Annotated in this window: 30 protein-coding genes; 14 read left to right on the plus strand and 16 right to left on the minus strand. The window is 64.9% G+C overall.

All coding sequences use genetic code 11. The features are described 5' to 3' along the window. Positions 1-6: 6 nt before the first annotated feature. From PVU19_RS18505 to folK, 6 genes are all read right to left on the minus strand, one after another. On the minus strand, positions 7-621 hold the full coding sequence (locus tag PVU19_RS18505) for a LysE family translocator (RefSeq protein ID WP_050661677.1): 615 nt from the start codon (positions 619-621) through the stop codon (positions 7-9). Next, on the minus strand, positions 614-1,366 hold the full coding sequence (locus PVU19_RS18510; protein ID WP_050661676.1) for a pyridoxine 5'-phosphate synthase: 753 nt from the start codon (positions 1,364-1,366) through the stop codon (positions 614-616). Before PVU19_RS18510 ends, PVU19_RS18505 begins: the two co-directional genes overlap by 8 nt. A gap of 39 nt (positions 1,367-1,405) precedes the next feature. After that, the gene (locus PVU19_RS18515; protein WP_050661675.1) at positions 1,406-2,086 is read right to left on the minus strand and encodes a DUF2062 domain-containing protein; all 681 of its coding nucleotides are present in this window, start codon (positions 2,084-2,086) and stop codon (positions 1,406-1,408) included. 25 nt (positions 2,087-2,111) lie between these two features. Further along, on the minus strand, positions 2,112-4,238 hold the full coding sequence (locus PVU19_RS18520; RefSeq protein ID WP_050661674.1) for a RelA/SpoT family protein: 2,127 nt from the start codon (positions 4,236-4,238) through the stop codon (positions 2,112-2,114). Positions 4,239-4,270: 32 nt separating this feature from the next. Next, positions 4,271-4,624 (minus strand): DNA-directed RNA polymerase subunit omega, encoded by a 354-nt coding sequence (gene rpoZ, locus PVU19_RS18525; RefSeq protein WP_050661673.1) that lies wholly within the window; start codon positions 4,622-4,624, stop codon positions 4,271-4,273. A 78-nt stretch (positions 4,625-4,702) separates the two neighbouring features. Further along, entirely contained in the window at positions 4,703-5,227 is a 525-nt protein-coding gene (folK, locus tag PVU19_RS18530) for a 2-amino-4-hydroxy-6-hydroxymethyldihydropteridine diphosphokinase (RefSeq protein ID WP_235575676.1), read from the minus strand. A 185-nt stretch (positions 5,228-5,412) separates the two neighbouring features. Between folK and PVU19_RS18535 the strand changes: the two genes are divergently transcribed. The 7 genes from PVU19_RS18535 to PVU19_RS18565 all read left to right on the plus strand — a co-directional run bounded on the left by PVU19_RS18535 (position 5,413) and on the right by PVU19_RS18565 (position 10,352). After that, a complete protein-coding gene (locus tag PVU19_RS18535) occupies positions 5,413-5,985 on the plus strand; it encodes a LabA-like NYN domain-containing protein (protein ID WP_050661671.1) in 573 nt (190 codons plus the stop codon). A gap of 45 nt (positions 5,986-6,030) precedes the next feature. Continuing rightward, complete coding sequence (locus tag PVU19_RS18540) at positions 6,031-6,483, plus strand: YqaA family protein (RefSeq protein ID WP_050661670.1); 453 nt, start codon at positions 6,031-6,033, stop codon at positions 6,481-6,483. A 336-nt stretch (positions 6,484-6,819) separates the two neighbouring features. Then, a complete protein-coding gene (ispH, locus tag PVU19_RS18545) occupies positions 6,820-7,770 on the plus strand; it encodes a 4-hydroxy-3-methylbut-2-enyl diphosphate reductase (protein WP_050661669.1) in 951 nt (316 codons plus the stop codon). A 419-nt stretch (positions 7,771-8,189) separates the two neighbouring features. Then, entirely contained in the window at positions 8,190-8,645 is a 456-nt protein-coding gene (locus PVU19_RS18550) for a DUF3429 domain-containing protein (RefSeq protein WP_050661668.1), read from the plus strand. 9 nt (positions 8,646-8,654) lie between these two features. After that, the gene (locus PVU19_RS18555; protein ID WP_050661667.1) at positions 8,655-9,272 is read left to right on the plus strand and encodes a glutathione S-transferase family protein; all 618 of its coding nucleotides are present in this window, start codon (positions 8,655-8,657) and stop codon (positions 9,270-9,272) included. After that, a complete protein-coding gene (rnhA, locus tag PVU19_RS18560) occupies positions 9,265-9,732 on the plus strand; it encodes a ribonuclease HI (protein ID WP_050661666.1) in 468 nt (155 codons plus the stop codon). Before PVU19_RS18555 ends, rnhA begins: the two co-directional genes overlap by 8 nt. Continuing rightward, positions 9,729-10,352: a trimeric intracellular cation channel family protein gene (locus tag PVU19_RS18565; protein WP_050661665.1), complete on the plus strand. Its 624-nt coding sequence runs from the start codon at positions 9,729-9,731 to the stop codon at positions 10,350-10,352. The genes rnhA and PVU19_RS18565 overlap by 4 nt, the downstream gene beginning before the upstream one ends. A gap of 99 nt (positions 10,353-10,451) precedes the next feature. Here the strand turns inward: PVU19_RS18565 and PVU19_RS18570 are convergent, their stop codons facing one another. From PVU19_RS18570 to PVU19_RS18585, 4 genes are all read right to left on the minus strand, one after another. Further along, positions 10,452-11,825: an L-serine ammonia-lyase gene (locus PVU19_RS18570; protein ID WP_050661664.1), complete on the minus strand. Its 1,374-nt coding sequence runs from the start codon at positions 11,823-11,825 to the stop codon at positions 10,452-10,454. 112 nt (positions 11,826-11,937) lie between these two features. After that, a complete protein-coding gene (locus PVU19_RS18575; RefSeq protein WP_050661663.1) occupies positions 11,938-12,642 on the minus strand; it encodes a glutathione S-transferase family protein in 705 nt (234 codons plus the stop codon). 57 nt (positions 12,643-12,699) lie between these two features. Next, positions 12,700-13,014: a DUF1244 domain-containing protein gene (locus PVU19_RS18580; protein WP_050661662.1), complete on the minus strand. Its 315-nt coding sequence runs from the start codon at positions 13,012-13,014 to the stop codon at positions 12,700-12,702. A 58-nt stretch (positions 13,015-13,072) separates the two neighbouring features. Then, positions 13,073-13,813 (minus strand): N-formylglutamate amidohydrolase, encoded by a 741-nt coding sequence (locus tag PVU19_RS18585; protein ID WP_050661748.1) that lies wholly within the window; start codon positions 13,811-13,813, stop codon positions 13,073-13,075. A 128-nt stretch (positions 13,814-13,941) separates the two neighbouring features. Here PVU19_RS18585 and pyk point away from each other — a divergent pair, with 128 nt between their 5' ends. From pyk to rplT, 4 genes are all read left to right on the plus strand, one after another. Beyond that, positions 13,942-15,387, plus strand: coding sequence for a pyruvate kinase (gene pyk / locus PVU19_RS18590; protein ID WP_050661661.1), 1,446 nt, complete (start codon positions 13,942-13,944; stop codon positions 15,385-15,387). Between the two features lie 40 nt (positions 15,388-15,427). Beyond that, a complete protein-coding gene (locus PVU19_RS18595) occupies positions 15,428-15,649 on the plus strand; it encodes a hypothetical protein (protein WP_050661660.1) in 222 nt (73 codons plus the stop codon). A gap of 134 nt (positions 15,650-15,783) precedes the next feature. Then, entirely contained in the window at positions 15,784-15,984 is a 201-nt protein-coding gene (gene rpmI / locus PVU19_RS18600; RefSeq protein ID WP_050661659.1) for a 50S ribosomal protein L35, read from the plus strand. Positions 15,985-16,004: 20 nt separating this feature from the next. Next, positions 16,005-16,370 carry a 50S ribosomal protein L20 gene (rplT, locus tag PVU19_RS18605; protein ID WP_050661658.1) on the plus strand — a complete coding sequence of 122 codons (366 nt, stop codon included), beginning with the start codon at positions 16,005-16,007 and terminating at the stop codon, positions 16,368-16,370. An 89-nt stretch (positions 16,371-16,459) separates the two neighbouring features. On the opposite strand, the gene rlmH is transcribed toward rplT, so the two are convergent. The 3 genes from rlmH to PVU19_RS18620 all read right to left on the minus strand — a co-directional run bounded on the left by rlmH (position 16,460) and on the right by PVU19_RS18620 (position 18,792). Then, the gene (gene rlmH / locus PVU19_RS18610; RefSeq protein ID WP_050661657.1) at positions 16,460-16,930 is read right to left on the minus strand and encodes a 23S rRNA (pseudouridine(1915)-N(3))-methyltransferase RlmH; all 471 of its coding nucleotides are present in this window, start codon (positions 16,928-16,930) and stop codon (positions 16,460-16,462) included. Continuing rightward, entirely contained in the window at positions 16,931-17,296 is a 366-nt protein-coding gene (rsfS, locus tag PVU19_RS18615) for a ribosome silencing factor (protein WP_050661747.1), read from the minus strand. It abuts the gene before it with no gap. Positions 17,297-17,478: 182 nt separating this feature from the next. Further along, positions 17,479-18,792, minus strand: a complete 1,314-nt coding sequence (locus PVU19_RS18620; RefSeq protein ID WP_050661656.1) for a mechanosensitive ion channel family protein — start codon at positions 18,790-18,792, stop codon at positions 17,479-17,481. A gap of 99 nt (positions 18,793-18,891) precedes the next feature. Here PVU19_RS18620 and PVU19_RS18625 point away from each other — a divergent pair, with 99 nt between their 5' ends. From PVU19_RS18625 to PVU19_RS18635, 3 genes are all read left to right on the plus strand, one after another. Then, on the plus strand, positions 18,892-19,821 hold the full coding sequence (locus tag PVU19_RS18625; protein WP_050661655.1) for a histone deacetylase family protein: 930 nt from the start codon (positions 18,892-18,894) through the stop codon (positions 19,819-19,821). A gap of 28 nt (positions 19,822-19,849) precedes the next feature. After that, positions 19,850-21,022 (plus strand): MFS transporter, encoded by a 1,173-nt coding sequence (locus PVU19_RS18630; RefSeq protein ID WP_050661654.1) that lies wholly within the window; start codon positions 19,850-19,852, stop codon positions 21,020-21,022. Positions 21,023-21,097: 75 nt separating this feature from the next. Continuing rightward, positions 21,098-22,120 carry an aspartate-semialdehyde dehydrogenase gene (locus PVU19_RS18635; protein ID WP_050661653.1) on the plus strand — a complete coding sequence of 341 codons (1,023 nt, stop codon included), beginning with the start codon at positions 21,098-21,100 and terminating at the stop codon, positions 22,118-22,120. Between the two features lie 60 nt (positions 22,121-22,180). Here the strand turns inward: PVU19_RS18635 and arsC are convergent, their stop codons facing one another. Genes arsC through PVU19_RS18650 form a run of 3 tightly spaced genes read right to left on the minus strand, consistent with a single transcriptional unit; the run spans position 22,181 to position 23,912 of the window. Further along, positions 22,181-22,522: an arsenate reductase (glutaredoxin) gene (arsC, locus tag PVU19_RS18640; protein WP_050661652.1), complete on the minus strand. Its 342-nt coding sequence runs from the start codon at positions 22,520-22,522 to the stop codon at positions 22,181-22,183. Next, positions 22,519-23,577: a quinone-dependent dihydroorotate dehydrogenase gene (locus PVU19_RS18645; RefSeq protein WP_050661651.1), complete on the minus strand. Its 1,059-nt coding sequence runs from the start codon at positions 23,575-23,577 to the stop codon at positions 22,519-22,521. The genes arsC and PVU19_RS18645 overlap by 4 nt, the downstream gene beginning before the upstream one ends. Beyond that, positions 23,574-23,912: a DUF952 domain-containing protein gene (locus tag PVU19_RS18650; RefSeq protein ID WP_050661650.1), complete on the minus strand. Its 339-nt coding sequence runs from the start codon at positions 23,910-23,912 to the stop codon at positions 23,574-23,576. The genes PVU19_RS18645 and PVU19_RS18650 overlap by 4 nt, the downstream gene beginning before the upstream one ends. Between the last annotated feature and the right edge of the window lie 10 nt (positions 23,913-23,922).

Here is a 23,922-nt window from a genome sequence, read left to right on the forward strand (position 1 = left end):
CCGCCCTCATTGCGTGGCCGAGGACCGCAGCAGCGACACCCCCGCCGCGCCGAGCAGCAGGCCCACCGTCGCCTCGATCCAGCGCCGCCCGCGCAGATAGGCACGCATCATCACCCCGGTCGAGAAGAACGCGACCCAGCCGATGTAATTGATCAGCCCGATCAGACAACAGAGCACCGTCAGCAGCAGATAGCCCTGCCCCGCGCCGCCCATCCCAAGCGACAGCGTCGCCATCCAGGCAAACACCGCCTTGGGATTGGAGAGGTTCAGCATCAGACCGGACCAGAACAGGCGGCGCGGTGCGCGGCGCGCGGCGATGGTCGTGTCCGTGCCGCGCGCGGCGCGCAGCGACTGCAGCGCCAGCCACAGCAGGTAGAACCCGCCCGCGACCTTGAGGCCGGTCAGCACCCAGCCGGTTGATTGCAGGATCGCGCCCATGCCGAGTGCCGCCAGCACCCCCCAGAAGAACAGGCCAAGCGCCAGCCCCAGGGCAAATCGCATCGCCCTGGCACGGCCTGCCGCCATCGCCACACCAGCAGCCGCAAGATTGGCCGGACCAGGCGAGGCGGCGACAACCGCGAAGGCCAGCACAGCCGACAGCAGCCCCAGCGGCTCAGCCATCGCGCGCCTCGTCCATCAGGCGGCGCATTTCGGTGATCGCCGGGCCAAGCCCGAGAAAGATCGACTCGCCAATCAGGAAATGGCCGATATTGAGTTCCATCACCTCGGGAAAGGCGGCGACGGGCTGCACCGTGTCATAGGTCAGGCCATGTCCGGCATGCACCTCGAGCCCCAGCGCATGGGCATAGGCCGACATCTCGCGCAGCCCCTCCAACTCGCGGTCGCGGGTGTCGACATCGCCCTCGGCATGGGCGTCGCAATAGGCGCCCGTATGCAACTCGATCACCTCGGCCCCGATCCTGTGGGCGGCCTCGATCTGACGCTTGTCGGCGGCGATGAAGATCGACACCCGGCAGCCCGCCTCGCGCAGCGGCGCGATGTAATGCGCCAGCCGGTTTTCCTCGCGCGCCACCTCCAGCCCGCCCTCGGTGGTGCGTTCCTCGCGCTTTTCGGGGACCAGACAAACGGCGTGGGGCTTGTGGCGCAGGGCAATCGCCTGCATCTCCGCCGTCGCCGCCATCTCGAAGTTGAGCGGCACAGTCAGCACCTCCATCAGCCCGTCGATATCGGCATCCGAGATATGGCGGCGGTCTTCGCGCAGATGCGCGGTGATGCCGTCGGCCCCCGCCTCCTCTGCCAGCTTGGCGGCGCGCAGCGGATCAGGATAGGCCCCCCCGCGCGCATTGCGGACGGTGGCGACATGGTCGATATTCACGCCAAGGCGCAGTTTTCCATCGGACGGCATCGGGCTCTTCCTCAGATCATGATCGGCTCGGGGTGCAACCTAGTCCCCTTTGCCGCGCCCGTCAGCCTCAATTGACGCATTTTCCTTCTGCGCCTTCTTTTCCTTGATCGCCGCCCATTTCGCCCGCAGCACGCCCTTGCGGCGGTTCTGATAGGCGGTGATCACCGGCAGGCTGATGTAATAGGCGGCAAGCGCCGTCACGATACCGGGCACGATGCCGCCCACCATATAGGGCAGGAACACCTCGTCATAGAACAGGTGCAGGCCGTGCCAATCGGCCTCGTGATCCGAGAAGATAGCCAGCACGTTGTTCTTGAGGTCCTCGCCCGCATCGAGAAACTTGCCCCCGAGCGAGCGGCTGATCTCGTCTTCGGCCAGCGTGTGCCGTCCTAGGATGGCATGCCCGGTCTGAAGCGAGATCACCCCGATCGGCACATAGGTCAGCGGGTTGCCGAAGAAGGTGCCCAAAAGGGCGGCGGGGATATTGCCGCGCAGGATCAACGCGAGCGTGCCCGCCACGATGAAATGCATGCCGTAAAACGGTGTGAAGGTGGTGAACACGCCCGCAAAGATCCCGCGTGCGATCCGTTCGGGCGGGTCGGGCAGCCGGTGCAGCCGGTGCTTGACATAGGTGAACGCCCGCGCCCAGCCGCCCTTGGGCCAGAAAAAGTCAGCGATCACCTTCCACAAGGGTCGTCTGTCTCGGCGTTTGAAAACCACCAGCGCGGCTCCTAGGGTTCATGGGTCAGACCGCCCCGGAGCGGGACGGATCGCGATAGCGTTCGACGGCGGCCACATCGCTTTCCGCATCAAGCGCCGACAGCACCCCGTGCAGATGTTCAGCGTCGCGCAATTCGATATCAACAAGCAGGCGATAGAAATCAGGTTTCCGGTCAACAAAAGTCAAGTCCGAGATATTGGCCTTCTGTTCCCCGATCAAGGTGCAAATCCGCCCCAACACGCCCGCATCGTTGCCGATGGTGAGGTCTAATGTCACATCATAGGCAGCGGGATGCGTGCCGGTATGCCAGTGCAAATCCATCCAGCGCCCGGGCTGATCGTCATATTGCGAGAGGGTTTCGCAATCTATGGCATGGATCACCACGCCGCGCCCGCGATAGGTGATGCCAACGATGCGCTCGCCCGGCAGGGGCTGACAGCAGCGCGCCCGCTCGAAGCTTTGATCGGCCTTGAGGCCAAGCACCGCGCGGTCGCGCGTTACCTCGTCCGACGGATCGGGCGCAAGATCGGGGTAGACCGCGTTCAGCACCTGCTGCGCGGTCAGTTCCGCACTGCCCAGCCGCGCGCGCACCTCGTCGGCGTTCTTCAGGCGTAGCGTGCGGGCGGCGGCCTCCAATGCCTTGTCGGTGGCCTTCTTGCCGACATGCTCGAACGCCGAGCGCGCCAGTTCGCGGCCCAGCTTGATATAGCGCCCCCGGTCCAGTTCGCGCAGGGCGCGGCGGATGGCGGCGCGCGCCTTGCCGGTGGTCGCGATATCGAGCCATGTGGCCTGCGGTGTCTGCCCGTCGGCGGTGATCACCTCGACCGATTGGCCGTTCTTCACACGGGTCCAGAGCGGCACGCGCATCCCGTCCACCTTGGCCCCGACGCAGGCATGGCCGATCCTCGTGTGAATGGCATAGGCGAAATCAATCGGCGTCGCCCCGCGCGGCAGCTTGATCACATCGCCCTTGGGGGTAAAGCAGAACACCTGATCGGCATACATCTCGAGCTTGACCGCTTCGAGGAAATCCTCGTGATCCTCCTCGGCGTCGAACTGTTCGCTGACGGATGAGATCCACTTGGCGGGATCGACGGCAAAGGGGTTTTCGGCGCGCACCCCGTCACGGTAGGACCAGTGCGCCGCGACACCGGTTTCGGCCACGTCATGCATCGCCTGCGTGCGAATCTGCACCTCGACCCGCTTGCCGTCGCGGCCCGACACGGTGGTGTGGATGCTGCGATAGCCGTTCGATTTCGGCTGGCTGATGTAATCCTTGAACCGCCCCGGCACGGCACGCCAGCGTTGGTGAATGGCCCCCAGGGCCCCATAGCAATTATTCTCGGACCGGGTGATCACGCGAAAGCCGTAGATGTCCGACAGGCGCGAAAAGCCCATCTCCTTTTCCTGCATCTTGCGCCAGATCGAATAGGGTTTCTTGGCGCGGCCAAAGACATCCGCCTCGATGCCCGCCTTGTCCAGTTCGTGCCGCATGTCGCCGGTGATCCGCTCGACCACGTCGCCGGTCTCGCGTTGTAGGGTGATGAAACGCCGGATGATGCTGGCTCGTGCCTCGGGGTTCAGCACGCGGAACGCCAGATCCTCCAGCTCCTCGCGCATCCACTGCATGCCCATGCGGCCCGCAAGCGGCGCGTAGATATCCATCGTCTCGCGCGCCTTCTGCGCCTGCTTGTCGGGGCGCATTGCCTTGATCGTGCGCATGTTGTGCAGACGGTCGGCGAGTTTCACGAGAATCACCCGCAGATCCTTGGACATCGCCATGAACAGCTTGCGGAAATTCTCGGCCTGCTTGGTCTCGGAACTCGAGAGTTGCAGATTGGTCAGCTTGGTGACGCCATCCACCAGATCGGCCACTTCGCGGCCGAATTTCTCTTCGACGATGCGGTAGGACGCCTTGGTGTCCTCGATCGTGTCATGCAAAAGCGCGGTGATGATCGTCGCATCATCGAGCCGCTGTTCGGTCAGGATGGCGGCGACGGCAACGGGGTGGGTGAAATAAGGCTCGCCCGAATGGCGAAACTGCCCCTCATGCATTGCGCGGCCAAAATCATAGGCCGCGCGAATGAGTGCCTCATCGGTGCGAGGGTTGTAGTGGCGGACCAGCGTGATCAGGTCATCAACGGCGATCATCAGTGTCGCGCCTTGCAGTGGTCAGGGGCGGCTCAGCCCTGACCCTGGGCTTCCATAAGGGCGCGGAGCAGCTTCTCTTCCGACATGTCGTCGGCTTCGGGCTTATCCGCCTCACCACCCATCAACAGAGCCATGGAATCTTCTTCCGGCTCGTCCACCTCGATCTGGGTCTGGTTCGACTCGATCAGGCGTTCGCGCAGGTCATCCGCCGATTGCGTCTCTTCGGCGATCTCGCGCAGGGCGACGACCGGGTTCTTGTCGTTGTCGCGATCCACGGTCAGCGGCGACCCCGAAGAAATCTCGCGGGCGCGGTGTGCTGCGAGCATCACCAGATCGAAACGGTTCGGAACCTTGTCAACGCAATCTTCTGTCGTAACGCGGGCCATAAGACCTCCGGGCAGGGTTTGGGCTTGAATCAGAAGCCACGTACTTAGGGGTTTGAAACAGGATTTACAAGCGTAGAATCAGAGCGGCACAACCTCGTCGCGCGCGTCCTGTGGTAGCGCCTCCAGCATCGCGCGTACCGTTTGTCCAAACACCGGATGCACCCAGTCCGGGGCCACATCCGCCAGCGGCACCAGCACGAAGGCCCGCTCATGCGCGCGCGGATGTGGCAGGATAAGGCAGTCCGGCGCACGCTGCTGCTGTGCCTGCGCATCAAGCGCGCGCCACGTCTCGAACCCCGCGAGATCGGGCAGAACCAGATCATCAACGCCGATCAGATCGAGATCGAGCGTGCGCTGCCCCCAGCGCGCGACACGCTCGCGCCCGAACGCCGCCTCGACCGCGTGCAACACGCCAAGCACCGCCTCCGGCGCACCCGGCATGCGCAGGGCAGCGGCGGCATTGACGAAATCCGGCCCGCTGCCCGCCGGGAAGGCGGGGGTGCGGTAAAGGCGGCTAGCGGCAGCGACCTGCGCACCGGCCCGCTCAAGATGCTGCAATGCAGCATCGACCGTCCGGTCCGGTGAGCCCGCCCATGACGGCATATTTCCACCGATCGCGATCAAGCACAGTTGATCCGACGTCATGACCCACCTATTCTTTTGTAATGTATCATTCGCTTGCGCAGCCTTCGGGAAGTCCCTAATTCTGCGTCCTACTTTGTCCTGCCCCACCACTCACACCACTCACACTCACAGGCAAGGCAAAACGATTTGGAAGGACATTAATCATGTTTTACAAGGACGACCGTTTAGCGTTGTTCATTGATGGTTCGAACCTTTACGCAGCCGGCAAGGCCCTGGGTTTCGACATCGACTACAAACTCCTCCGTTCAGAGTTCATGCGCCGCGGCAAGTTGCTGCGCGCCTTTTACTACACCGCGCTGCTGGAAAATGACGAGTATTCACCAATCCGGCCGCTGGTCGACTGGCTGCATTACAACGGCTATTCCATGGTCACGAAACCGGCCAAGGAATACACCGACAGTCAGGGCCGTCGTAAGGTCAAGGGCAACATGGATATCGAACTTTGCGTCGATGCCATGGAACTCGCGCCGCGCGTCGATCATATCGTGCTGTTCTCTGGCGATGGCGATTTCCGGCCGCTGGTCGAAAGCCTTCAGCGTCAGGGCGTGCGCGTCTCGGTCGTCTCGACGATTCGCAGCCAGCCGCCGATGATTTCGGACGACCTGCGCCGTCAGGCCGACAATTTCATCGAACTGGCCGATCTCAAGGACGTGATCGGGCGCCCGCCGCGCGAACATCAGAACGACCGGCAGGAGGCCTATGCCGAACAGGAATGACGTTTTCCTGACACGGCTTTGCACTGACGCCCGGGTTCCGCACGCATGAGCATGGCGGATCCGGGCGTTTTGCTGCAACTGGGCGGGCTTTTCCTGGCGGCGTTCGGCGCGGCGACGATTCTGCCGTTTCAGTCCGAAGTGGTCTTTGTCGGCCTGCAACTGGCGGGCACCGCCTCGCTGGTTTGGCTGATCGTGGTGGCGAGCGTGGGTAACACGCTCGGGGCCGTGGTCAATTATGTCATGGGGCGCGGGATCGAACGGTTTCGACATCGCCGCTGGTTTCCGGTCAATGCCGCACAGCTGGCCCGGGCGCAGCACTGGTATGCCCGCTGGGGGGTCTGGACCCTGCTGATGAGCTGGGCCCCACTGGGCGACGCCTTCACCGTGATCGCGGGCGTCATGCGCACCCCGGCATGGCTATTTCTCGTGCTGGTCACCATCGCCAAGACCGGGCGGTATATCGTGCTTGCCTGGCTGACGGTGCAGGCGGGTGGTTAATGGCCTGATGGGGACATCGCACTCCGTCAGAAGGTGCCGCGTGATCGCAGGGCCGGGGACTGGCGATGCAACACCAGTGGCAGGCGATTTATGCCAGCCAAGTCAATGTAACCCCAACACGTTGCGCAACCTATCAAATCGCCAGGCCGCGGGACGGCGTCATGCCGGAGGCATGCCTCTGGCATGACGATCGCGCGGCACCTTCGGTGCGTTTCGCGCGGGATGCGTCAACGACAGCTCCAGGCCAAAACCGTTCAACCCGGCCACCAATTCGCCCCGCCTCCCTTTACGCCGCGCGCCACCTGCCTTACCTCTGGACCAAGCAGGAGACGCGCGATGACCAAGCCCCCCCTCACCCTCTACCTTGCCGCACCTCGCGGCTTTTGCGCCGGTGTGGACCGCGCGATCAAGATCGTGGAGATGGCGCTCGCTAAATATGGTGCCCCGGTCTATGTGCGCCACGAGATCGTGCATAACAAATACGTGGTCGATGATCTGCGCGCCAAGGGTGCCGTCTTCGTCGAGGAACTCGACGACTGTCCCGACGATCGTCCGGTGATCTTTTCCGCCCATGGCGTGCCGAAATCTGTCCCCGCCGAGGCGGCAGCCCGGCAGATGTTTTTTGTCGATGCCACCTGCCCGCTGGTCTCCAAGGTGCATATCGAGGCCGAACGCCACCATGAGAACGGGCTGCAGATCGTGATGATCGGCCATGCCGGGCACCCCGAGACGGTGGGCACCATGGGGCAATTGCCGCCGGGCGAGGTGCTGCTGGTCGAAACACCCGGCGATGTCGCCACGCTGGAGGTTCGCGACGCCGCGAAACTCGCATTCGTCACCCAGACCACCCTCTCGGTCGATGACACCGCCGAGATCGTCACCGCCCTGACCGCGCGCTTTCCCGCCATTGTCGGCCCGCACAAGGAAGATATCTGCTACGCCACCACAAACCGGCAGGAGGCCGTCAAGGCGATGGCCGAAAAGGCCGAGGCGATGCTGGTCGTGGGCGCGCCCAACTCGTCGAATTCGCGCCGTCTGGTCGAGGTCGGTGCGCGTGCCGGATGCGCTTATGCGCAGCTTGTCCAACGCGCGACCGATATCGACTGGCGCGCGCTTCAAGGCATCACCTCCATCGGCATCACCGCGGGGGCGTCCGCCCCCGAAGTGCTGGTCAACGAGGTCATCGACGCGGTCCGCGCGCGCTATGACGTGATCATCGAACAGGTTGAGACCGCACAGGAAAACGTCGAATTCAAGGTGCCGAGGGTGCTGCGCGAGACGGCGTGAAATCGCTGGTGGGTGCGACGTGCCGCATCACGCCCCAAGGATCAACTCGGGCAGGACAGCTCGTTGCGGCCTTGAGCAAAATGGCCTGAAGCGGACGTTGAATGACCGCCAGAAGGTGCCGCGCGGTCGCAGGGCCGGGGACTGGCGATGCAACGGCTGATGCCTGCACTTTATCCCAGCCAAGTCATTCTAAACTCAACACGTAGCGCGCTCTATCATATCGCCAGGCCGCGGGACGGCCCGGCGATCGCGCGGCACCTTCGGTGCGTTTCGCGCGGGATGCGGCGAAGGCGGCTCCAGACCATATCCCGACCGTGGCGACCGGCAGAACCAGCCCGCTTGACAAACACCACACCAAAAGCCCCATCCACACTTGCCAACACTTGCCAACCGCGCGCCACCGCGCCAGTTTGCGGCGCATGTTCCAAACCATCCCGCGCGCCCCGCTGATCCTTGGCCTTGCCGGTCTCCTGCCCTTCCTCTGGGGGGCGCTGACCGTGCTTTTTCCCGATCTTGGCCTGTGGACGGCGCAAACCCTCGGCCCGCGTTTCGCCGGGCCCTATGTCATGCTCTTTTACGGCGCGGTGATCCTGTCGTTCATGTCGGGCGTGCTCTGGGGCTTTGCCGCACGGGCCACCGGTACGCTCGCCACCACCGGCTACGCGCTCTCGGTGATCCCGGCACTCTGGGCCTTCTTCATGACCGGCGGCGGGCCGACATCGGCAGGGATGAACCTGATCTTCGGCTTTGCCGGGCTGTTGCTGCTGGATCTGCAATTCGCCCGCTGGGGTCTTGCGCCCGCATGGTGGATGCCGCTACGGCTCCTGCTCAGCGCCGTGGTGATCGCCTGCCTCGCGGTCGGCGTCTTTCTCTGAGGGCCAAACATGACCGATCTGACGCTTTATTCCATGCCCGCCTCGGGCAACAGCTACAAGGTGCGGCTTCTGCTGGCGCTCGAAGGGCGGGCCTATACCCATGTGCCGATCGAGACCAACACGCAGGAGTTGGCCGAGGCCAAGGCGGCAGGTCACCTGCCCCTCGGCAAGCTGCCCGCGCTGCACCTGCCCTGCGGCACGGTCCTGACGGAATCGAACGCGATCCTGTGGTATCTGGGCGCGGGCACCGGCTGGGTGCCCGAGGATGCGCTGGAACAGGCGCAGATGCTCGCCTGGATGTTTTTCGAGCAGAACCGGCACGAGCCGGTCGTCGCCGTGCGCGCCTCGCTCGCCACCTATCCGCATCTGGCACATGAGGCAACGCCCGAGCGCATGGCGGCGCTGCTCGACGAGGGCCACACGCTGCTTGACCTGATGGAGGACGCGCTGGACGGGCGGGACTGGTTCTGCGGCCCCTCGCCCACGCTCGCCGATATCGCGCTCTACGCCTACACCCACACCGCCGGACCGCGCGGCGGCTTCGACATGGACCGCTTCCCGCGCCTCACCGCATGGTGCGCCCGCGTGGCGGCGCTGCCGGGCTATGTGGGGCTGAGCGATGGCTGATCTCTTCGCCTATACCGACGGCGCCTGCTCCGGCAATCCCGGCCCGGGCGGCTGGGGCGTGCTGATGCGCGCCATGGCAGGCAAAGAGATTGTCAAGGAACGCGAGCTTTCGGGCGGCGAGGCCGACACCACCAATAACCGGATGGAGCTTCTGGCGGCGATCCATGCGCTCGAGGCCCTGAGCAAACCCTCGGCCATCACCATCGTCACCGACAGTGCCTATGTGAAGAACGGGATCACCGGGTGGATGCATGGCTGGAAGCGCAACGGCTGGAAAACCGCCGCCAAGAAACCGGTGAAGAATGTCGAGTTGTGGCAGCGCCTGGATGAGGCGCAGAAACGCCACAACGTGACCTGGGAATGGGTCAAGGGCCATGCGGGCCACCCCGAAAACGAGCGCGCAGACGAGTTGGCGCGCGCGGGCATGGCCCCGTTCAAGCCCGGCAAATCCGGGGCATGAGCGCGCTCATCCTGCTCGATTACGCCTCGGTGCTGATCTTCGCGCTGACCGGCGCCCTCGTCGCCTCGCGGCAACAGCTCGATATCGTGGGCTTTGCCTTTCTCGCCTGTCTGACGGCGGTGGGCGGCGGCACGCTGCGCGATGTGCTGCTGGATCGCAACCCGGTGTTCTGGATGGGCAACCCGAACTATATCCTCATCGCCTGCGCCGCCGCCCTGCTGGTCTTCGTGACCGCGCATCTGGTCGAAAGCCGCTATCGCTGGCTGTTGTGGCTCGACAGTTTCGCGCTCGCCGTTGCGGTGCCCGCAGGCGTCAGCGCCGCCATGGCGATGAGCCAGAGCCCGGTGATCGTGGTGCTGATGGGCATGGTCACTGGCTGCATGGGCGGGCTGATGCGCGACGTGGTGGTGGGCGAGGTGCCGCTGGTGCTGAAACAGGGCGAACTTTATGTCTCGGCTGCGTTTGCGGGTGCGCTCGGCGGTGTGGTGGCGGCACGCATCACCGACGATCTGCTGCTGATCCTCGGCATCTGCGCGGCGCTCACATGGGCGCTGCGGGCAGGCTCGCTCGCCTTCGGCTGGCGGCTGCCGGTCTACCGCGCGCGTCCACCAAGGGTGTGAGCGCCCGGACGCCGTAATTGCCTCGGCGCCCTGTGGACAGTCAGTGCCAAGAAAGTTCAAAACTTTCTTGAGCGGAATTTTTTCAAAATTCCGTCGCTCTCAGCAGTTCGGGATGTTCACCGCCAGCCCGCCCAGCGAGGTTTCCTTGTATTTCTCGCTCATATCCGCGCCGGTCTGGCGCATCGTCTCGATACAGGCGTCGAGCGGCACCAGATGCGTGCCATCGCCGCGCAGGGCCAGGGACGCCGCCGAGACGGCCTTGATCGCGCCCAGCCCGTTGCGCTCGATGCAGGGCACCTGCACGAGGCCACGCACCGGGTCGCAAGTCATCCCGAGGTGATGCTCGAGCGCGATCTCGGCCGCGTTCTCGATCTGCGCGGGCGTGCCGCCCAGCACCGCCGCGAGCCCCGCCGCCCCCATGGCAGAGGCAGAGCCCACCTCGGCCTGACACCCTGCCTCGGCCCCCGAGATCGAGGCGTTGAACTTGACCAGCCCGCCGATCGCCGCCGCCGTCAGCAGAAATTCCTCGATCTGGGCCTCATGCGCGCCCGGCACGTGGTCGAGCCAGTACTTGATCACCGCAGGCACGACGCCCGCAGCCCCGTTGGTGGGCGCGGTCACCACCTGCCCACCGGCGGCGTTCTCCTCATTGACGGCCATGGCATAGGCGCTCATCCAGTCGTTGATCTTGTGCGGCGCGCTCAGGTTGGTGCCGCGCTCTGCGATCAGCGCGTCGCGGATGCCCTTGGCCCGGCGCTTGACGCCCAAGCCGCCCGGCAGGGTGCCGTCGGTGCTCAGCCCGCGCTCGATACAGTCGTCCATCACCTGCCAGATTCGCGCCACGCCCGAGCGCAGGTTCTCCGGTCCGCCGCGCGCCACCTCGTTGGCGCGCTTCATCGCGGCAATGCTCTTGCCCGAGCGTTCCGCCATCTCCAGCATCTCGACCGCCGACTTGAACGGGTAGGGCACCGGGTCGCCCTCGTCGGTATTGCGGCCCGCCGCCAGTTCGCCTTCGGTCATCACAAAGCCGCCGCCGATGGAATAATAGGTCTCTTGCAGGATCACGTCGCCCTGCGCGTCGGTGGCCATCAGGATCATGCCATTGGCATGGCCCGGCAGATTGGGGCCGAAATCGAAGATCAGGTCGTCCTTGGGATGGAACGCCAGCTCCGGCAGGCCCGGCGGCGTCACGGTATGGGTCTCGCGGATCTGCTCGAGCGTGGTCTCGGCGGCCTCGGCGTCATAGGTGTCGGGGCGAAAGCCCGCCAGCCCGAGGATCGTCGCCCGGTCGCTCGCGTGCCCCACGCCCGTAAAGGCGAGACTGCCATGCAGCGAGCCGCGCAGCCCCGCGTAATGGAACGGCTCCGCGCGCATCCGGTCGAGAAACCGCGCGGCGGCCACCATCGGCCCCATCGTGTGCGACGAGGACGGGCCGATGCCGACCTTGAACATATCGAAGACGGATAGAAACATATGGCGCGCTCCATTCGGCCGCGGGTGGGTCGCGGGTGTTATCCCCGCATCCCCTTACAGCTACTTGTCCGAAAGCGACCGTTCAAGGGCGGCGCGCTGACATGTGGGCGGATCAAAGCGCCGCGCCCTCCGGCGGGTCGGCCGGGGTCGGGGCGGTAAAGGGCGCAGAGCCCAGCCCCTCGGCGCGGGCGGCGGTACTCGCGCTGGCGCGGGTTTCCAACGCCTGCGCCATCGCCTGCAAGACCGGCCAGCGGGCAAGATCGAACCAGCCGGTTTCCCCCGCAGGATAGAGCGCGAGCCAGCGCAAGGCCGGGCCAAGATACAGCCCGATCACGCTGGGCGTGGTGCCGCTGAAGAGGTCAGGATGCGCCGATGCCGCCGCCTCCAATGTGTCGAGATGGCGCGCAGCCTCGGTCTGCATATGGGTGCGCAGCCGGGCCTGCGCGTCGATATCAGCACCTGCGTATTGATCGGGATAGAAGATCATCCGCATCGCCGGGTGCAGGGTATTGGACAGGAAAAACAGCCACTTGAGCAGCGTCCCGCGTGCCGGATCATCCGGGGCGGGGGCGAGCGCGCCGTGCCGGTCGGCGAGCCATAGCAGGATCGCGCCGGTCTCGAACACCGCGCCACCCGGCGTTTCCAGCACCGGGATCAGCCCCGCCGGGTTGAGCGCCAGATAGGCGGGCGATTTCTGCGCCCGCGCGCGACGATCGACCAGCACGGTCTCATAGGCCACACCCAATTCCTCCAGCGCGAGGCGGATGACAAGCGAGGCGTTGTCGGGCGCATAATGCAGCCGGTAGCGCGCAGTCACGTCACCTGCCCCGGTTGCGGTGGCAGGAATTTGAGTATTTTTGCCAAAAAGAAACCCCTAGCCGTTTTTGCCGACATTTTCCGCAAAGGCAGCCTCGAACGCGGCTTTCTTCTCGGCATCGGCATCGACCTGATAGTGCGATTTCCACTGGTCATAGGGCATGCCGTAGAAGATTTCGCGCGCCTCGTCCTTGGTCATCTCGATGTCGCGGGCATGGGCGGCCTCTTGATACCAGCGGCTCAGGCAGTTGCGGCAAAAGCCCGCGAGGTTCATCATGTCGATATTCTGCACATCGGTGCGCTTTTCCATCAGATGCGCGCGCAGGGTGCGGAAGGCGGCGGCTTCGAGTTCGATCCGGGTCTGGTCGTCCATGATGTATCTCCTCTGTCTTCGCTCAAGAGTAAGCGTGTTTCACCGTGGCGCAAGGGCGTCAGACGCCGACCTTGCCTGCAACTTCGGTCAGGATGGGGGCAAGGCGCGCGGCCCATGCCGCCTGTTGCGCGGGCGTCTCGATCAGGTCATTGCGCAGCTCGATCAGGACATTGGGCCGTTCATGGGCGATGGCGTGGCGCGCGATGGCATCGCCGGGCAGGTGCCCGCCATAAGGCTCGTTATCGCCGACGCAAAGATCGGGTTCCTCGCGCAGCCGCGCCAGCAGCGGGCGGGCAAAGCGCGTGTCGGCGGCATAGAGCAGCCCGATATGCCAAGGACGCGGCGGGCGGCCCTTGAACTGCGGGGTGAAGCTGTGGACCGAGACGATCACCGTGTCGTCGCGCCGCGCTGCAAGCTGCGACAGCGCGGTGTGATAGGGCCGGTAGAGACGGTTCAGGCGGCGCTCGATCTCAGGCCCGTCAGCATGGCGATTGGCCGGGACCACGGTGCCGTCATAGAGCTTCATCACCAATGTGGGATCATCCTCGCCCCGGTTCGGGTCGATCACGAGGCGTGAGAAATTCGACAGGATCGCGGGGCCGTCGAGCGCCTGCGCCAGCCCTAGCGCCACCCCCGCTGCGCCCACGTCATAGGCGATGTGACGGGCCATGTCCGCAGCGGCCACGCCAAGGCAGCCGCCATTGACGAAGGGCGGCACGGTATTGGCCGCGTGGTCGCAGGTCACGAGCCAGCGTGCGCCCCGCCCGGCCCCGTCGATTTCATATGGCTGATACATCATCGTGTTGGTTTTTCCTGTCATCTTCCTCTAGGACAGTTGTGCGGCAATGTGAATTGCGCGATAAGGCGAAGGCCGTGGATGTTAGCGATAACATCAGCACCTGAACGACGAGAGACGAAGGAACACAGATGAGACGCCACCGCAATGTCAAGATCGTGGCCACGCTTGGCCCCGCCTCTTCGGATTACGACACGATCCGCGCCCTGCACGAGGCCGGAGCGGATGTCTTTCGCCTCAACATGAGCCATGGCGAACATGGCGAGATCGCCGAGCGCCATCGCATCATTCGCCAGATCGAAGAGGACCTGAACAGCCCGATCGCCATTCTGGCCGATCTTCAGGGGCCGAAACTGCGCGTCGGCACGTTTGCGCGCGGCGAGGAAGAGCTGGTCGAGGGCGCGGCGTTCCGGCTCGATCTTGACGAGGCCGAGGGGGACACAAGCCGCGTCTGCCTGCCCCACCCCGAGATTTTCGCGGCGCTGGAGCCGGGGGCCGACCTTCTGGTCAACGACGGCAAGATCCGGCTGCGCGTCACCGCCTGCGGCGCGGATTTCGCCGAGTGCGAGGTCGTGATCGGCGGCACGATTTCGAACCGCAAGGGCGTGAACGTGCCCGACGTGGTGCTGCCGCTCGCGGCGCTGTCCGACAAGGACCGCGCCGATCTGGAGTTCGTCTGCGAACTGGGCGTGGACTGGCTGGCGCTCAGCTTCGTGCAGCGCCCCGAGGACGTGAACGAGGCCCGCACCCTGACCAAGGGGCGCGCCGCGATCCTGTCGAAGATCGAGAAACCGGCAGCGGTGAAATGCTTTGACGACATCCTTGCGGTCAGCGACGGGATCATGGTGGCGCGTGGCGATCTGGGTGTGGAACTGCCGGTGCAGAACGTGCCGCCGATCCAGAAACGGCTGGTGCGCAAGTGCCGCGCCATGGCCAAGCCGGTGATCGTGGCGACGCAGATGCTCGAATCGATGATCGAAAGCCCGATGCCGACCCGCGCCGAGGTGTCGGACGTGGCGACCGCGATCTACGAAGGATCGGACGCGATCATGCTCTCGGCGGAATCGGCGGCCGGCGACTACCCGGTCGAGGCGGTGCAGACCATGGACAACGTCGCCCGCGAGGTCGAAAACGACCCGACCTATCGCGAGGTGATCGAGGCCAGCCGCCGCGCCGACCGGCAGACCGTGGCGGACGGCATCGTCGCCGCTGCCCGCGAGATCGCCGAGACGACCGACATCAAGGTGATCTGCTGCTACACCGAATCCGGGACCACGGCCCTGCTGACGGCGCGCGAACGCCCCAAGGTGCCGATCATCGGCCTCACAAGCCTGCGCGGCACCGCCCGGCGTCTTGCGCTGACATGGGGCGTGCATCCGGTCATGACCGGCGAACTGACGCGATTCAAGATGGCGGTGATCAATGCGGCCCGCGCCGCGCGCGCCGAGGGCTATGCCGAGGAGACCGATCAGATCGTCGTCACGGCTGGCGTGCCGTTCAACGTGCCGGGCACCACCAACATCCTGCGCGTGGCCCCCTGTCAGGAAAGTTTGATTTACGCCACCGATCCGGGGTAAGCTCGCGCAATTGACGTAAGCGATTTCTCAGAGGTGCGTAATGGATCCCGATCTTGCGATGGCTATCGGTATGGTTCTGGCAGTGTTCTCTCTTCCTGCGGTGCTCTCGGCGGTGTCTGACAGGCGCGCGCCGCGGGTCGCGATGTTCACCATTCTCGGGGCCGGAGGGCTGATCCTCTGGGCGCTCAGCAACAAGCCCGGCGGCTACAGCTTTTCGGAGTTGCCCAAGCTGCTGATCGAGGTGATCGCGCGCTATATCTGACGGCGCGGGAATTTCGCAGTCAGCCCCTTGCACAAATCAGGGTGTCCGCGTATACGGCGCGCTCTATCCGCAGGACCGGCCAGACGTGGCATGCCGAGTCGTGCGGCCCTACCGACCTAGAAAAGGAGCCGGAAATGCCCAAGATGAAGACAAAGTCGAGCTGCAAGAAGCGGTTCAAAGTGACGGCGAGTGGCCGTGTTGTGGCCGCCCAGGCGGGCAAGAGCCATGGCATGATCAAGCGCAGCAACAAGTTCATCCGTAACGCGCGTGGCACCACCACGCTCAGCAAAGCCGACGAAGGTATCATCAAGCCGATGATGCCCTACGCACGCTAAGCCCCAGGAGGATTTGAGAGATGTCACGCGTCAAAGGTGGGGTTGTTACCCACGCCCGTCACAAGAAAGTCGTCAAGGCCGCCAAAGGTTACTATGGCCGCCGCAAGAACACCTTCAAGGTGGCCGCACAGGCCGTCGACAAGGCAAACCAATACGCCACGCGCGACCGCAAGAACCGCAAGCGCAATTTCCGCGCGCTGTGGATTCAGCGGATCAACGCCGCCGTGCGCGCGCATGATGAGGCACTGACCTATTCGCGCTTCATCAACGGCCTGACCCTGGCCGGGGTCGAGGTGGACCGCAAGGTTCTGGCCGATCTGGCCGTTCACGAGCCCGCCGCCTTCGGCGCGATCGTGGATCAAGCCAAGGGTGCCCTGGCCTCCTGAGCCGGTCGCACATCGAGGGACAAGAAAAACAACCGCCGTTCGGGAATGCCCCGGGCGGCGGTTTCATTTTGCGCGCTCACGCACGTTGATCACACCCGGTGATAGGGACTGCCCGCGAGGATCGAGGCGGCGCGGTAAAGCTGTTCGCTCAGCATCACCCGGACGAGCATGTGTGGCCAGACCATCTTGCCGAATGACAGCGCGACATCGGCTTGCGCACGCAGCACCGGCGCAATCCCGTCCGCCCCGCCGATGACACACGCCACGTCGCCGCGCCCGGCATCGCGCCATCCGGCGATACGGTCGGAAAACTCGGGCGAGGACAGGACCGTGCCGCGCTCATCCAGCGCCACGATCACCGCGCCCTTGGGGATCGCGCGCTCCAGCAGGGCGGCCTCGGCCTCCATGCCGCCGCCTTTCTTGTCCTCGACCTCATGCAGGACGAGCGGGCCAAGGCCCAGCGCCCGCCCCGTTCGGTCGAACCGGGTGACGTAATCGTCGATCAATGCGCGTTCCGGGCCGGTCCGCAACCGGCCCACCGCGCAGATATGCACCCGCATTCAGGCCTGGGTCGCTGCCGTCTGCCCGGTGGGCATCCACATCTTCTCAAGCTGGTAGAACTCGCGCACTTCGGGGCGGAACACATGGACGATCACGTCGCCCGTGTCGATCAGCACCCAGTCGCCGGTATCCTTGCCCTCGGTGCCGGCCGGAACGCCGTGCTCCTGCTTGAGCCGATCCACCAGCTTCTCGGCAATCGCCGAGACCTGCCGCGACGACCGGCCCGAACAGATCACCATGTAATCACCCATGGCGGTCTTGCCGCGCAGGTCGATCTGCACGACATCCTCGGCCTTGTCGTCGGAAAGGGATTGAAGGATCGCCGCAAGCTGCGCTTCGCTATCTGCGGTCATTACGGGCGTCATCGGATACGCCCCCTGCTCAGCGGCGCCTGCCGCATGCATTGTAAAAGACAGGACATAGTCCTCCTCTCTGGCGCACCGCAAAGCCCCGGTGCCGGGCATGTATTGAAGGTAGCAAGACAAACACGACTTTTCAATGAAGCGCAACGCAGGCAGGGCCGATTACACGCGAATATGCGCCGAATTTACCCAGGTTGTGCCTGATCGCCCAACATTCGCACCTCGCGCTGCGGGAACGGTATGGAAATGTCATTGGCCTGGAACGCGTCCCAGAGCGCCAGATAGACATTGCCGCGAATGTTGGTGAGACCGCCGGTGGGATCGCGAATCCAGAACCGCAGGATATAGTCCACGCTGCTGTCGCCAAAGCCGACGATATGGCAGACCGGCGGCTTGACGCTCAGCACACGGTCGACGCTCTTGGCGGCTTCGATGGCGATCTTGCGCACCTTGTGCGGATCGTCGCCATAGGCGGTGCCGAAATAGATGTCGAGCCGCACGAAATCGTTGGAATGCGACCAGTTGACCACCTGCCCGGTGATCAGATCCTCATTCGGGATAAGATATTCGCGCCCGTCGCGCGTGGTGATCGAGACATAGCGCGCCCCCAGACTGTTGATCCAGCCAAAGGTCTCGCCAAGGCTGATCACGTCGCCGGGCTTGATCGACTTGTCGAGCAGGATGATCACGCCCGACACAAGGTTCGACACCACCTTTTGCAGGCCGAAGCCAAGCCCCACGCCGATCGCCCCCGACAGGACCGCAAGGCCCGTCAGATCGACACCGACGGTGCGCAGTCCGATGAAGAAGGCGGACCCGTAGAGCAGCACCTGCAGGAACTTGACCACCAGCACCTGCATCGAGGGCGAAATATCGGCGTTCTTGCGCACCTGCGCCGCGCTCGTTGTCGAGATGAAGCGCGCCATGGCAAAGAGCACGCCGATCACGATCACCGCCTGCACGATCAGCCAGAGCGACAGCCGCGTCTCACCGAACTCGAAGGCCCAGCCATCGAGCAGGGTTTGCGCCTCTTCGGTCAGGTCCAGGATGCTGAGCGTGACCCATGCCCAGGCCGCATAGCGCACCAGCGCCCGCAGGACACTGTTGCCGATCAGCCGTGTCACGACGGCGATCATCAGCCATGCAAGGGCAAGTTCGGCAAAGATCGTCAGCAGGTAGGACCGGCTGGGCCAGGTATAGGTCTGCATCAGCCAGACCAGGGGCCAGATCAGCATCACGAAAAAGATCAGCCGCAAGCGCCGGTGCAGCATGACCAGCAGGCGCATGCGCCATTTCGGCCAGCCCTCGCGCTGCCGCATCCACTCGCGGCAGATCGGGCCAAGCAGGGCATTGAGGACATGCGCCAGCCCGAAGAGGCCGACTGCAATCGCGATCTGATAGGCATTCCACGGGCGCAGCAGGCTGCGCAGGAACAGTTCCAACTGCGCCCAAAGCCCGAGCGCGATATCCTGTGTCAACGTGACGGCATCACCTTCCATACCAGCCAGAGTGGCATGCCCCCCGCGCGCCCACAAGGCTGCACTGGACAAGGCGGGAAAATCCGGTTCTGTTCACCCGATCAAAGACGGAGGAGCGCCATGACCACTGCCCTGATCACCCATCCCGATTGCCTGGGGCATGAACCGCCCGAGGGCCATCCCGAACAGGTGGCCCGGCTGGAGCGGGTTCTGGCGGCGCTGGTGGAAAAGGACCTGCTGCGCGTCACCGCCCCGCTGGTGGCCGAGGACGATCTGCTGCGGGTCCATCCAAAAAGTTACGTCGAGACGATCCGCGCCGCAGCCCCTGCCGAAGGACTCGTGCAATTGGATGCCGACACATGGATGTCGCCGGGCAGCCTCGCGGCGGCGCATCGCGGCGCCGGTGGCGCGATCCGCGGCGTCGATCTGGTGCTGTCGGGCGAGGCGCATAACGCCTTTGTCGCCACCCGTCCGCCGGGGCACCATGCCGAGCGTGAAACCCCGATGGGCTTTTGCCTCTTCGGCAATGTCGCGGCGGCGGCGAAATACGCGCTCGATCATCAAGGGCTGGGCCGTGTCGCGGTGGTGGATTTCGATGTGCATCACGGCAACGGCACGCAGGACCTGCTGGAGGACGAGCCGCGCGCGCTCTTCGTCTCGTCGCATCAATATCCGCTCTGGCCCGGCACCGGCGCCCCGGATGAGACCGGGCCGCATGACACCATCCTCAACGTGCCGCTCGCGCCGCGCTCGGGCAGCACTGCGTTCCGCCGCGCCTATGAGGACACGGTCTTTCCCCGCCTGCGCGCCTTCAAGCCCGATCTGATCCTCGTCTCCGCCGGGTTCGACGCGCATCGCGATGACCCGCTGGCGGAACTGACGCTGGAGACGGACGATTTCACCTGGATCACCGACCGGCTCTGCGATCTGGCGGATGATCTCTGCGGTGGCCGCCTGGTCAGCTGTCTGGAGGGCGGCTATAACCTCTATGCGCTGGCCGAGAGCACGGCGGCGCATGTCGATGTGCTGATCAAGCGTGGCGGCGCCTGAGCGCAGCCCCCGATAAGGACCCTCATCCATGCGTGCCGGCCTTGCCCTGCTCTGCCTCGCCTATGTGCTGAGCCAGTTCTTTCGCGCCTTCCTTGCGGTGCTCAGCGGGCCATTGGCGCGCGATATCGGCACCACGCCGGACGATCTCGCCTTTGCCTCGGGGCTGTGGTTCGTGATCTTCGCTGCGATGCAATTGCCGGTGGGATGGGCGCTTGACCGGGTCGGCCCGCGCCGCACGGCGGCGATGCTGCTGCTGATCGGCGGGGGCGGCGGGGCGGCTCTCTTTGCGCTCGCCACGACGCCGCTGCATGTCAGCCTTGCGATGGCGCTCATCGGCGTGGGCTGCTCGCCGGTGCTGATGGCCTCCTATTACATCTTCGCGCGACAGTTCCCGCCCGCGCGCTTTGCCACCCTCGCAGCCTTGATGCTGGGGGTGGGATCGGTGGGCAACCTGGTGGCCTCCTACCCGATGGCCTGGGCGGCAGAGACGATGGGCTGGCGCGCCGCGCTCTGGGGGCTGGCGGGCATATCGGCGGTCATCGCGCTTGGGATTCAGACCCTCGTGCGCGATCCCGAAGCCGTCACCGGCGAAACGCGCGGCTCGGTGCTCGACCTGCTGAAAATGCCCGCCATCTGGGCGATCCTGCCGCTGATGTTCGTGGCCTATGCGCCTGCGGCGGCGCTGCGCGGGCTCTGGGCCGGGCCGTATCTCACAGACGTCTTCATGCTCGATACCGGGCAGGTCGGACAGGCGACGCTGGTCATGGGGCTGGCGATGATCGCGGGCACGCTCAGCTATGGCCCGCTCGACCGGCTGTTCCAGACCCGAAAATGGGTGATCTTCACCGGCAACCTGATCTGCGCGCTGGCCACATGCGCGCTGATGCTCTGGCCGGATACGAGCCTTGCACTCTCCATCGCCCTGCTGGCCATCATCGGCTTTTCCGGCGCGTCCTTTCCGGTGATCATCGCGCATGGCCGCAGCTTTTTCCCGCCGCATCTGGCCGGGCGCGGGGTGACGCTGCTCAATCTCTTTGGCATCGGCGGGGTCGGCGTCGCGCAATTCGCCTCCGGTCCGCTGCACGCAGCGGCGGCCGCCACGGGCCCGCTTGCAGGATATGTGGCGATCTTCGGGCTGTTCGGCGTTGCACTGCTGGCCGGGCTGGTGATCTACCTCTTCAGCCGCGACAACATGGGCTGACAACCGGCCCCTTTCACATCCCCACCAATCCCTGTATGACCCGCACCGCAACCCCGATCAGGAGGCATGATACACATGGGTTACAGAATCGCCGTCGTTGGCGCCACGGGCAATGTGGGCCGCGAAATGCTGAACATCCTCGCCGAACGCGAGTTCCCGGTGGACGAGATCGCCGCACTCGCGTCGCGCCGCTCGCTCGGCACCGAAGTCAGCTTTGGCGACCGCACGCTCAAGACCCTCGATCTCGACACGTTCGATTTCACCGGCTGGGATATCGCGCTCTTCGCCATCGGCTCGGACGCGACCAAGATCTATGCCCCCAAGGCGGCCAAGGCGGGCTGCGTGGTGATCGACAACTCGTCGCTCTACCGCTACGACCCCGACGTGCCGCTCGTGGTGCCCGAGGTGAATCCGCAGGCGGTCGAGGGCTATGCCAAGAAGAACATCATCGCCAACCCCAACTGCTCCACCGCGCAGATGGTGGTCGCATTGAAGCCCCTGCATGACCGTGCCCGGATCAAGCGCGTGGTTGTCTCGACCTACCAGTCGGTGTCGGGCTCGGGCAAGGACGGCATCGACGAGCTGTGGGACCAGACCAAGGCGGTCTACAACCCGACCGACGACTATCAGGCCAAGGTCTACCCCAAGCAGATCGCCTTCAACGTGATCCCGCATATCGACGTGTTCCTCGAGGACGGCCAGACCAAGGAAGAATGGAAGATGGTCGCCGAAACCAAGAAGATCGTCGATCCGAAAATCAAGGTCACCGCGACCTGCGTGCGCGTGCCGGTCTTCGTCGGCCATGCCGAGGCGATCAATATCGAGTTCGAGGATCATCTCGACGAGGCCGAGGCGCGCGACATCCTGCGCGAGGCCCCCGGCATCATGGTGATCGACAAGCGCGAGGATGGCGGCTACGTCACGCCCATCGAATGCGTCGGCGATTTCGCCACCTTCATCAGCCGCATCCGGCAGGACCCGACCATCGACAACGGTATCAACCTGTGGTGCGTCAGCGACAACCTGCGCAAGGGCGCGGCCCTCAACGCCGTGCAGATCGCCGAGACACTCGGGGCAAGGGTTCTGAAAAAGGGCTGATCACGGGTCAGGCTCAGATATCGGGCGCGTCTTCGGGCGCGCCCGTTTGCGTTTTCGCGCTCAGAGCAGCGACAGCAGGTTCTCGGGCGGGCGTCCGATCGCGGCACTGCCTTCGGTCACACCGATGGGCCGCTCGATCAGGATCGGGTTTTCGGCCATCGCCGCGATCAGCGTCTCCGGGTCACTGTCACGGGACAGGCCAAGCGCCTTGAAGCGCGCCTCTCCGGGCCGCATCATCTTGATGGGTGCCACGTTCAGCTGCGCCAGCACGGCGCGCAATTCGGCCTCGGTTGGTGCATCCTCAAGATAGCGGCGCACGCTCACCTCGGCCCCGCGCTCTTCCAATAGCGCAAGTCCCGCGCGCGATTTGGAACAGCGCGGATTGTGCCAATAGGTGATCACAGCCAGTCCTCCCGCTTGGTGCCCACGGCCTCGGCCACGCTGGCGAAGCCGTCACGCTCCAGAGCCGCATCGAGGCCCTTGGCGATGTTCGAGACAAGCGACAGCCCCTCATAAACCAGCGCCGAATATAGCTGCACGGCATGCGCCCCCGCGCAGATCTTGGCATAGGCATCCTCGGCAGAGCCCACGCCGCCCACGCCGATCAGCGGCATCTCACCGCCGGTCAGCTGCGACAGCCGTGCCAGCACCCGCGTCGATTTCTCGAAGAGCGGCCGGCCCGACAGCCCCCCCGCCTGATCGCGCGCGTCACTGCGCAGCCCGTCGCGATCCAGCGTGGTGTTGGTGGCGATGATGCCGCTGATCCCGCTCGCACGCGCCACATCGGCGATTTCCGACAACTCGGTGTCACTGAGATCCGGCGCGATCTTGAGGAAAACCGGAATCGGGCGCGGCAGCCAGTCACGCGCCTCCATCACCCCTTTCAACAGACCCATCAGCGCCTCTGCCCCTTGCAACTCGCGCAGCTTTTCGGTGTTGGGGCTGCTGACATTGACCGTCGCGAAATCGAGATGCGCGCCGCAATGCGCCAGCACCCGGGCGAAATCCTCGGCCCGGTCGTCGCTGTCCTTGTTGGCCCCCAGATTGAGGCCGATCACCGCGTCGCGCGGGCGATTGGCCAGCCGCGCGGCGGCGGCCTCCATGCCCTCATTGTTGAAGCCGAAGCGGTTGATGACCCCGCGATCCTCGGTCAGTCGAAACAGACGCGGGCGCGGGTTGCCGGGCTGCGGGCGCGGCGTGATCGCCCCCACCTCGACAAAGCCGAACCCGGCGCGGCTCAGCGGCCCCAGCGCCTCGGCATTTTTGTCGAACCCGGCGGCAAGACCCACCGGATTCGGCAGCCGCAGCCCCGCCAGATCAGTCCTGAGCCGCGCGCTCGTGACCGGCCCGGCGCTGGGCGTCAGCCCCATACGCAGCGCCCGCAGCGCCAGACCATGCGCGGCTTCCGGATCAAACCGGTGCAGCAGGCCAAGGCCCAGCCGCTCCAGCATGGTCATTCCAGACCCGCCGGGAACTGATGCACGCCATCCACCAACGGCAAGGGCTGCGCCCAGGCCACATCAGACAGCCGCAATTCGCGGTAGAGATGCGGAAAGAGCGCGCCACCGCGCGACGGCTCCCATCTGAGGGCCTCGCCCAGACGGTCGGTCTCGATGGCCAGGAGCATCAGATCGCCCTCGCCCGCGAAATGTTTGGCAGCGGTCTCGGGTGCCTGATCGGCGGTCGAGAAATGCACATACCCATCGGCGAGATCGACCGGCGCACCGGCGCTTTCACCCTTGGCGCGAAGATCGGCCCATTCGGGGCCACGGAATATCTTGTAAATCAGCATATCCGGGTGA

It is taken from the genome of Roseovarius tolerans, assembly GCF_028885395.1.
GTDB lineage: Bacteria > Pseudomonadota > Alphaproteobacteria > Rhodobacterales > Rhodobacteraceae > Roseovarius > Roseovarius tolerans.

Bases quoted from the DNA above. Each gene is read 5' to 3' on its own strand.
- PVU19_RS18510 (WP_050661676.1), bottom strand. From the start codon at position 1,366: ATGCCGTCCGATGGAAAACTGCGCCTTGGCGTGAATATCGACCATGTC.
- pyk (WP_050661661.1), top strand. From the start codon at position 13,942: ATGAGACGCCACCGCAATGTCAAGATCGTGGCCACGCTTGGCCCCGCC.
- PVU19_RS18630 (WP_050661654.1), top strand. From the start codon at position 19,850: ATGCGTGCCGGCCTTGCCCTGCTCTGCCTCGCCTATGTGCTGAGCCAG.
- PVU19_RS18505 (WP_050661677.1), bottom strand. From the start codon at position 621: ATGGCTGAGCCGCTGGGGCTGCTGTCGGCTGTGCTGGCCTTCGCGGTT.
- PVU19_RS18595 (WP_050661660.1), top strand. From the start codon at position 15,428: ATGGATCCCGATCTTGCGATGGCTATCGGTATGGTTCTGGCAGTGTTC.
- rpoZ (WP_050661673.1), bottom strand. From the start codon at position 4,624: ATGGCCCGCGTTACGACAGAAGATTGCGTTGACAAGGTTCCGAACCGT.
- rnhA (WP_050661666.1), top strand. From the start codon at position 9,265: ATGGCTGATCTCTTCGCCTATACCGACGGCGCCTGCTCCGGCAATCCC.
- PVU19_RS18570 (WP_050661664.1), bottom strand. From the start codon at position 11,825: ATGTTTCTATCCGTCTTCGATATGTTCAAGGTCGGCATCGGCCCGTCC.
- PVU19_RS18635 (WP_050661653.1), top strand. From the start codon at position 21,098: ATGGGTTACAGAATCGCCGTCGTTGGCGCCACGGGCAATGTGGGCCGC.
- PVU19_RS18520 (WP_050661674.1), bottom strand. From the start codon at position 4,238: ATGATCGCCGTTGATGACCTGATCACGCTGGTCCGCCACTACAACCCT.
- ispH (WP_050661669.1), top strand. From the start codon at position 6,820: ATGACCAAGCCCCCCCTCACCCTCTACCTTGCCGCACCTCGCGGCTTT.
- rplT (WP_050661658.1), top strand. From the start codon at position 16,005: ATGTCACGCGTCAAAGGTGGGGTTGTTACCCACGCCCGTCACAAGAAA.
- rsfS (WP_050661747.1), bottom strand. From the start codon at position 17,296: ATGACGCCCGTAATGACCGCAGATAGCGAAGCGCAGCTTGCGGCGATC.
- PVU19_RS18550 (WP_050661668.1), top strand. From the start codon at position 8,190: ATGTTCCAAACCATCCCGCGCGCCCCGCTGATCCTTGGCCTTGCCGGT.
- PVU19_RS18535 (WP_050661671.1), top strand. From the start codon at position 5,413: ATGTTTTACAAGGACGACCGTTTAGCGTTGTTCATTGATGGTTCGAAC.
- PVU19_RS18625 (WP_050661655.1), top strand. From the start codon at position 18,892: ATGACCACTGCCCTGATCACCCATCCCGATTGCCTGGGGCATGAACCG.
- PVU19_RS18540 (WP_050661670.1), top strand. From the start codon at position 6,031: ATGAGCATGGCGGATCCGGGCGTTTTGCTGCAACTGGGCGGGCTTTTC.
- PVU19_RS18580 (WP_050661662.1), bottom strand. From the start codon at position 13,014: ATGGACGACCAGACCCGGATCGAACTCGAAGCCGCCGCCTTCCGCACC.
- rpmI (WP_050661659.1), top strand. From the start codon at position 15,784: ATGCCCAAGATGAAGACAAAGTCGAGCTGCAAGAAGCGGTTCAAAGTG.
- rlmH (WP_050661657.1), bottom strand. From the start codon at position 16,930: ATGCGGGTGCATATCTGCGCGGTGGGCCGGTTGCGGACCGGCCCGGAA.
- PVU19_RS18585 (WP_050661748.1), bottom strand. From the start codon at position 13,813: ATGATGTATCAGCCATATGAAATCGACGGGGCCGGGCGGGGCGCACGC.
- PVU19_RS18650 (WP_050661650.1), bottom strand. From the start codon at position 23,912: ATGCTGATTTACAAGATATTCCGTGGCCCCGAATGGGCCGATCTTCGC.
- PVU19_RS18620 (WP_050661656.1), bottom strand. From the start codon at position 18,792: ATGGAAGGTGATGCCGTCACGTTGACACAGGATATCGCGCTCGGGCTT.
- folK (WP_235575676.1), bottom strand. From the start codon at position 5,227: ATGCCGTCATGGGCGGGCTCACCGGACCGGACGGTCGATGCTGCATTG.
- PVU19_RS18565 (WP_050661665.1), top strand. From the start codon at position 9,729: ATGAGCGCGCTCATCCTGCTCGATTACGCCTCGGTGCTGATCTTCGCG.
- PVU19_RS18555 (WP_050661667.1), top strand. From the start codon at position 8,655: ATGACCGATCTGACGCTTTATTCCATGCCCGCCTCGGGCAACAGCTAC.
- PVU19_RS18645 (WP_050661651.1), bottom strand. From the start codon at position 23,577: ATGACCATGCTGGAGCGGCTGGGCCTTGGCCTGCTGCACCGGTTTGAT.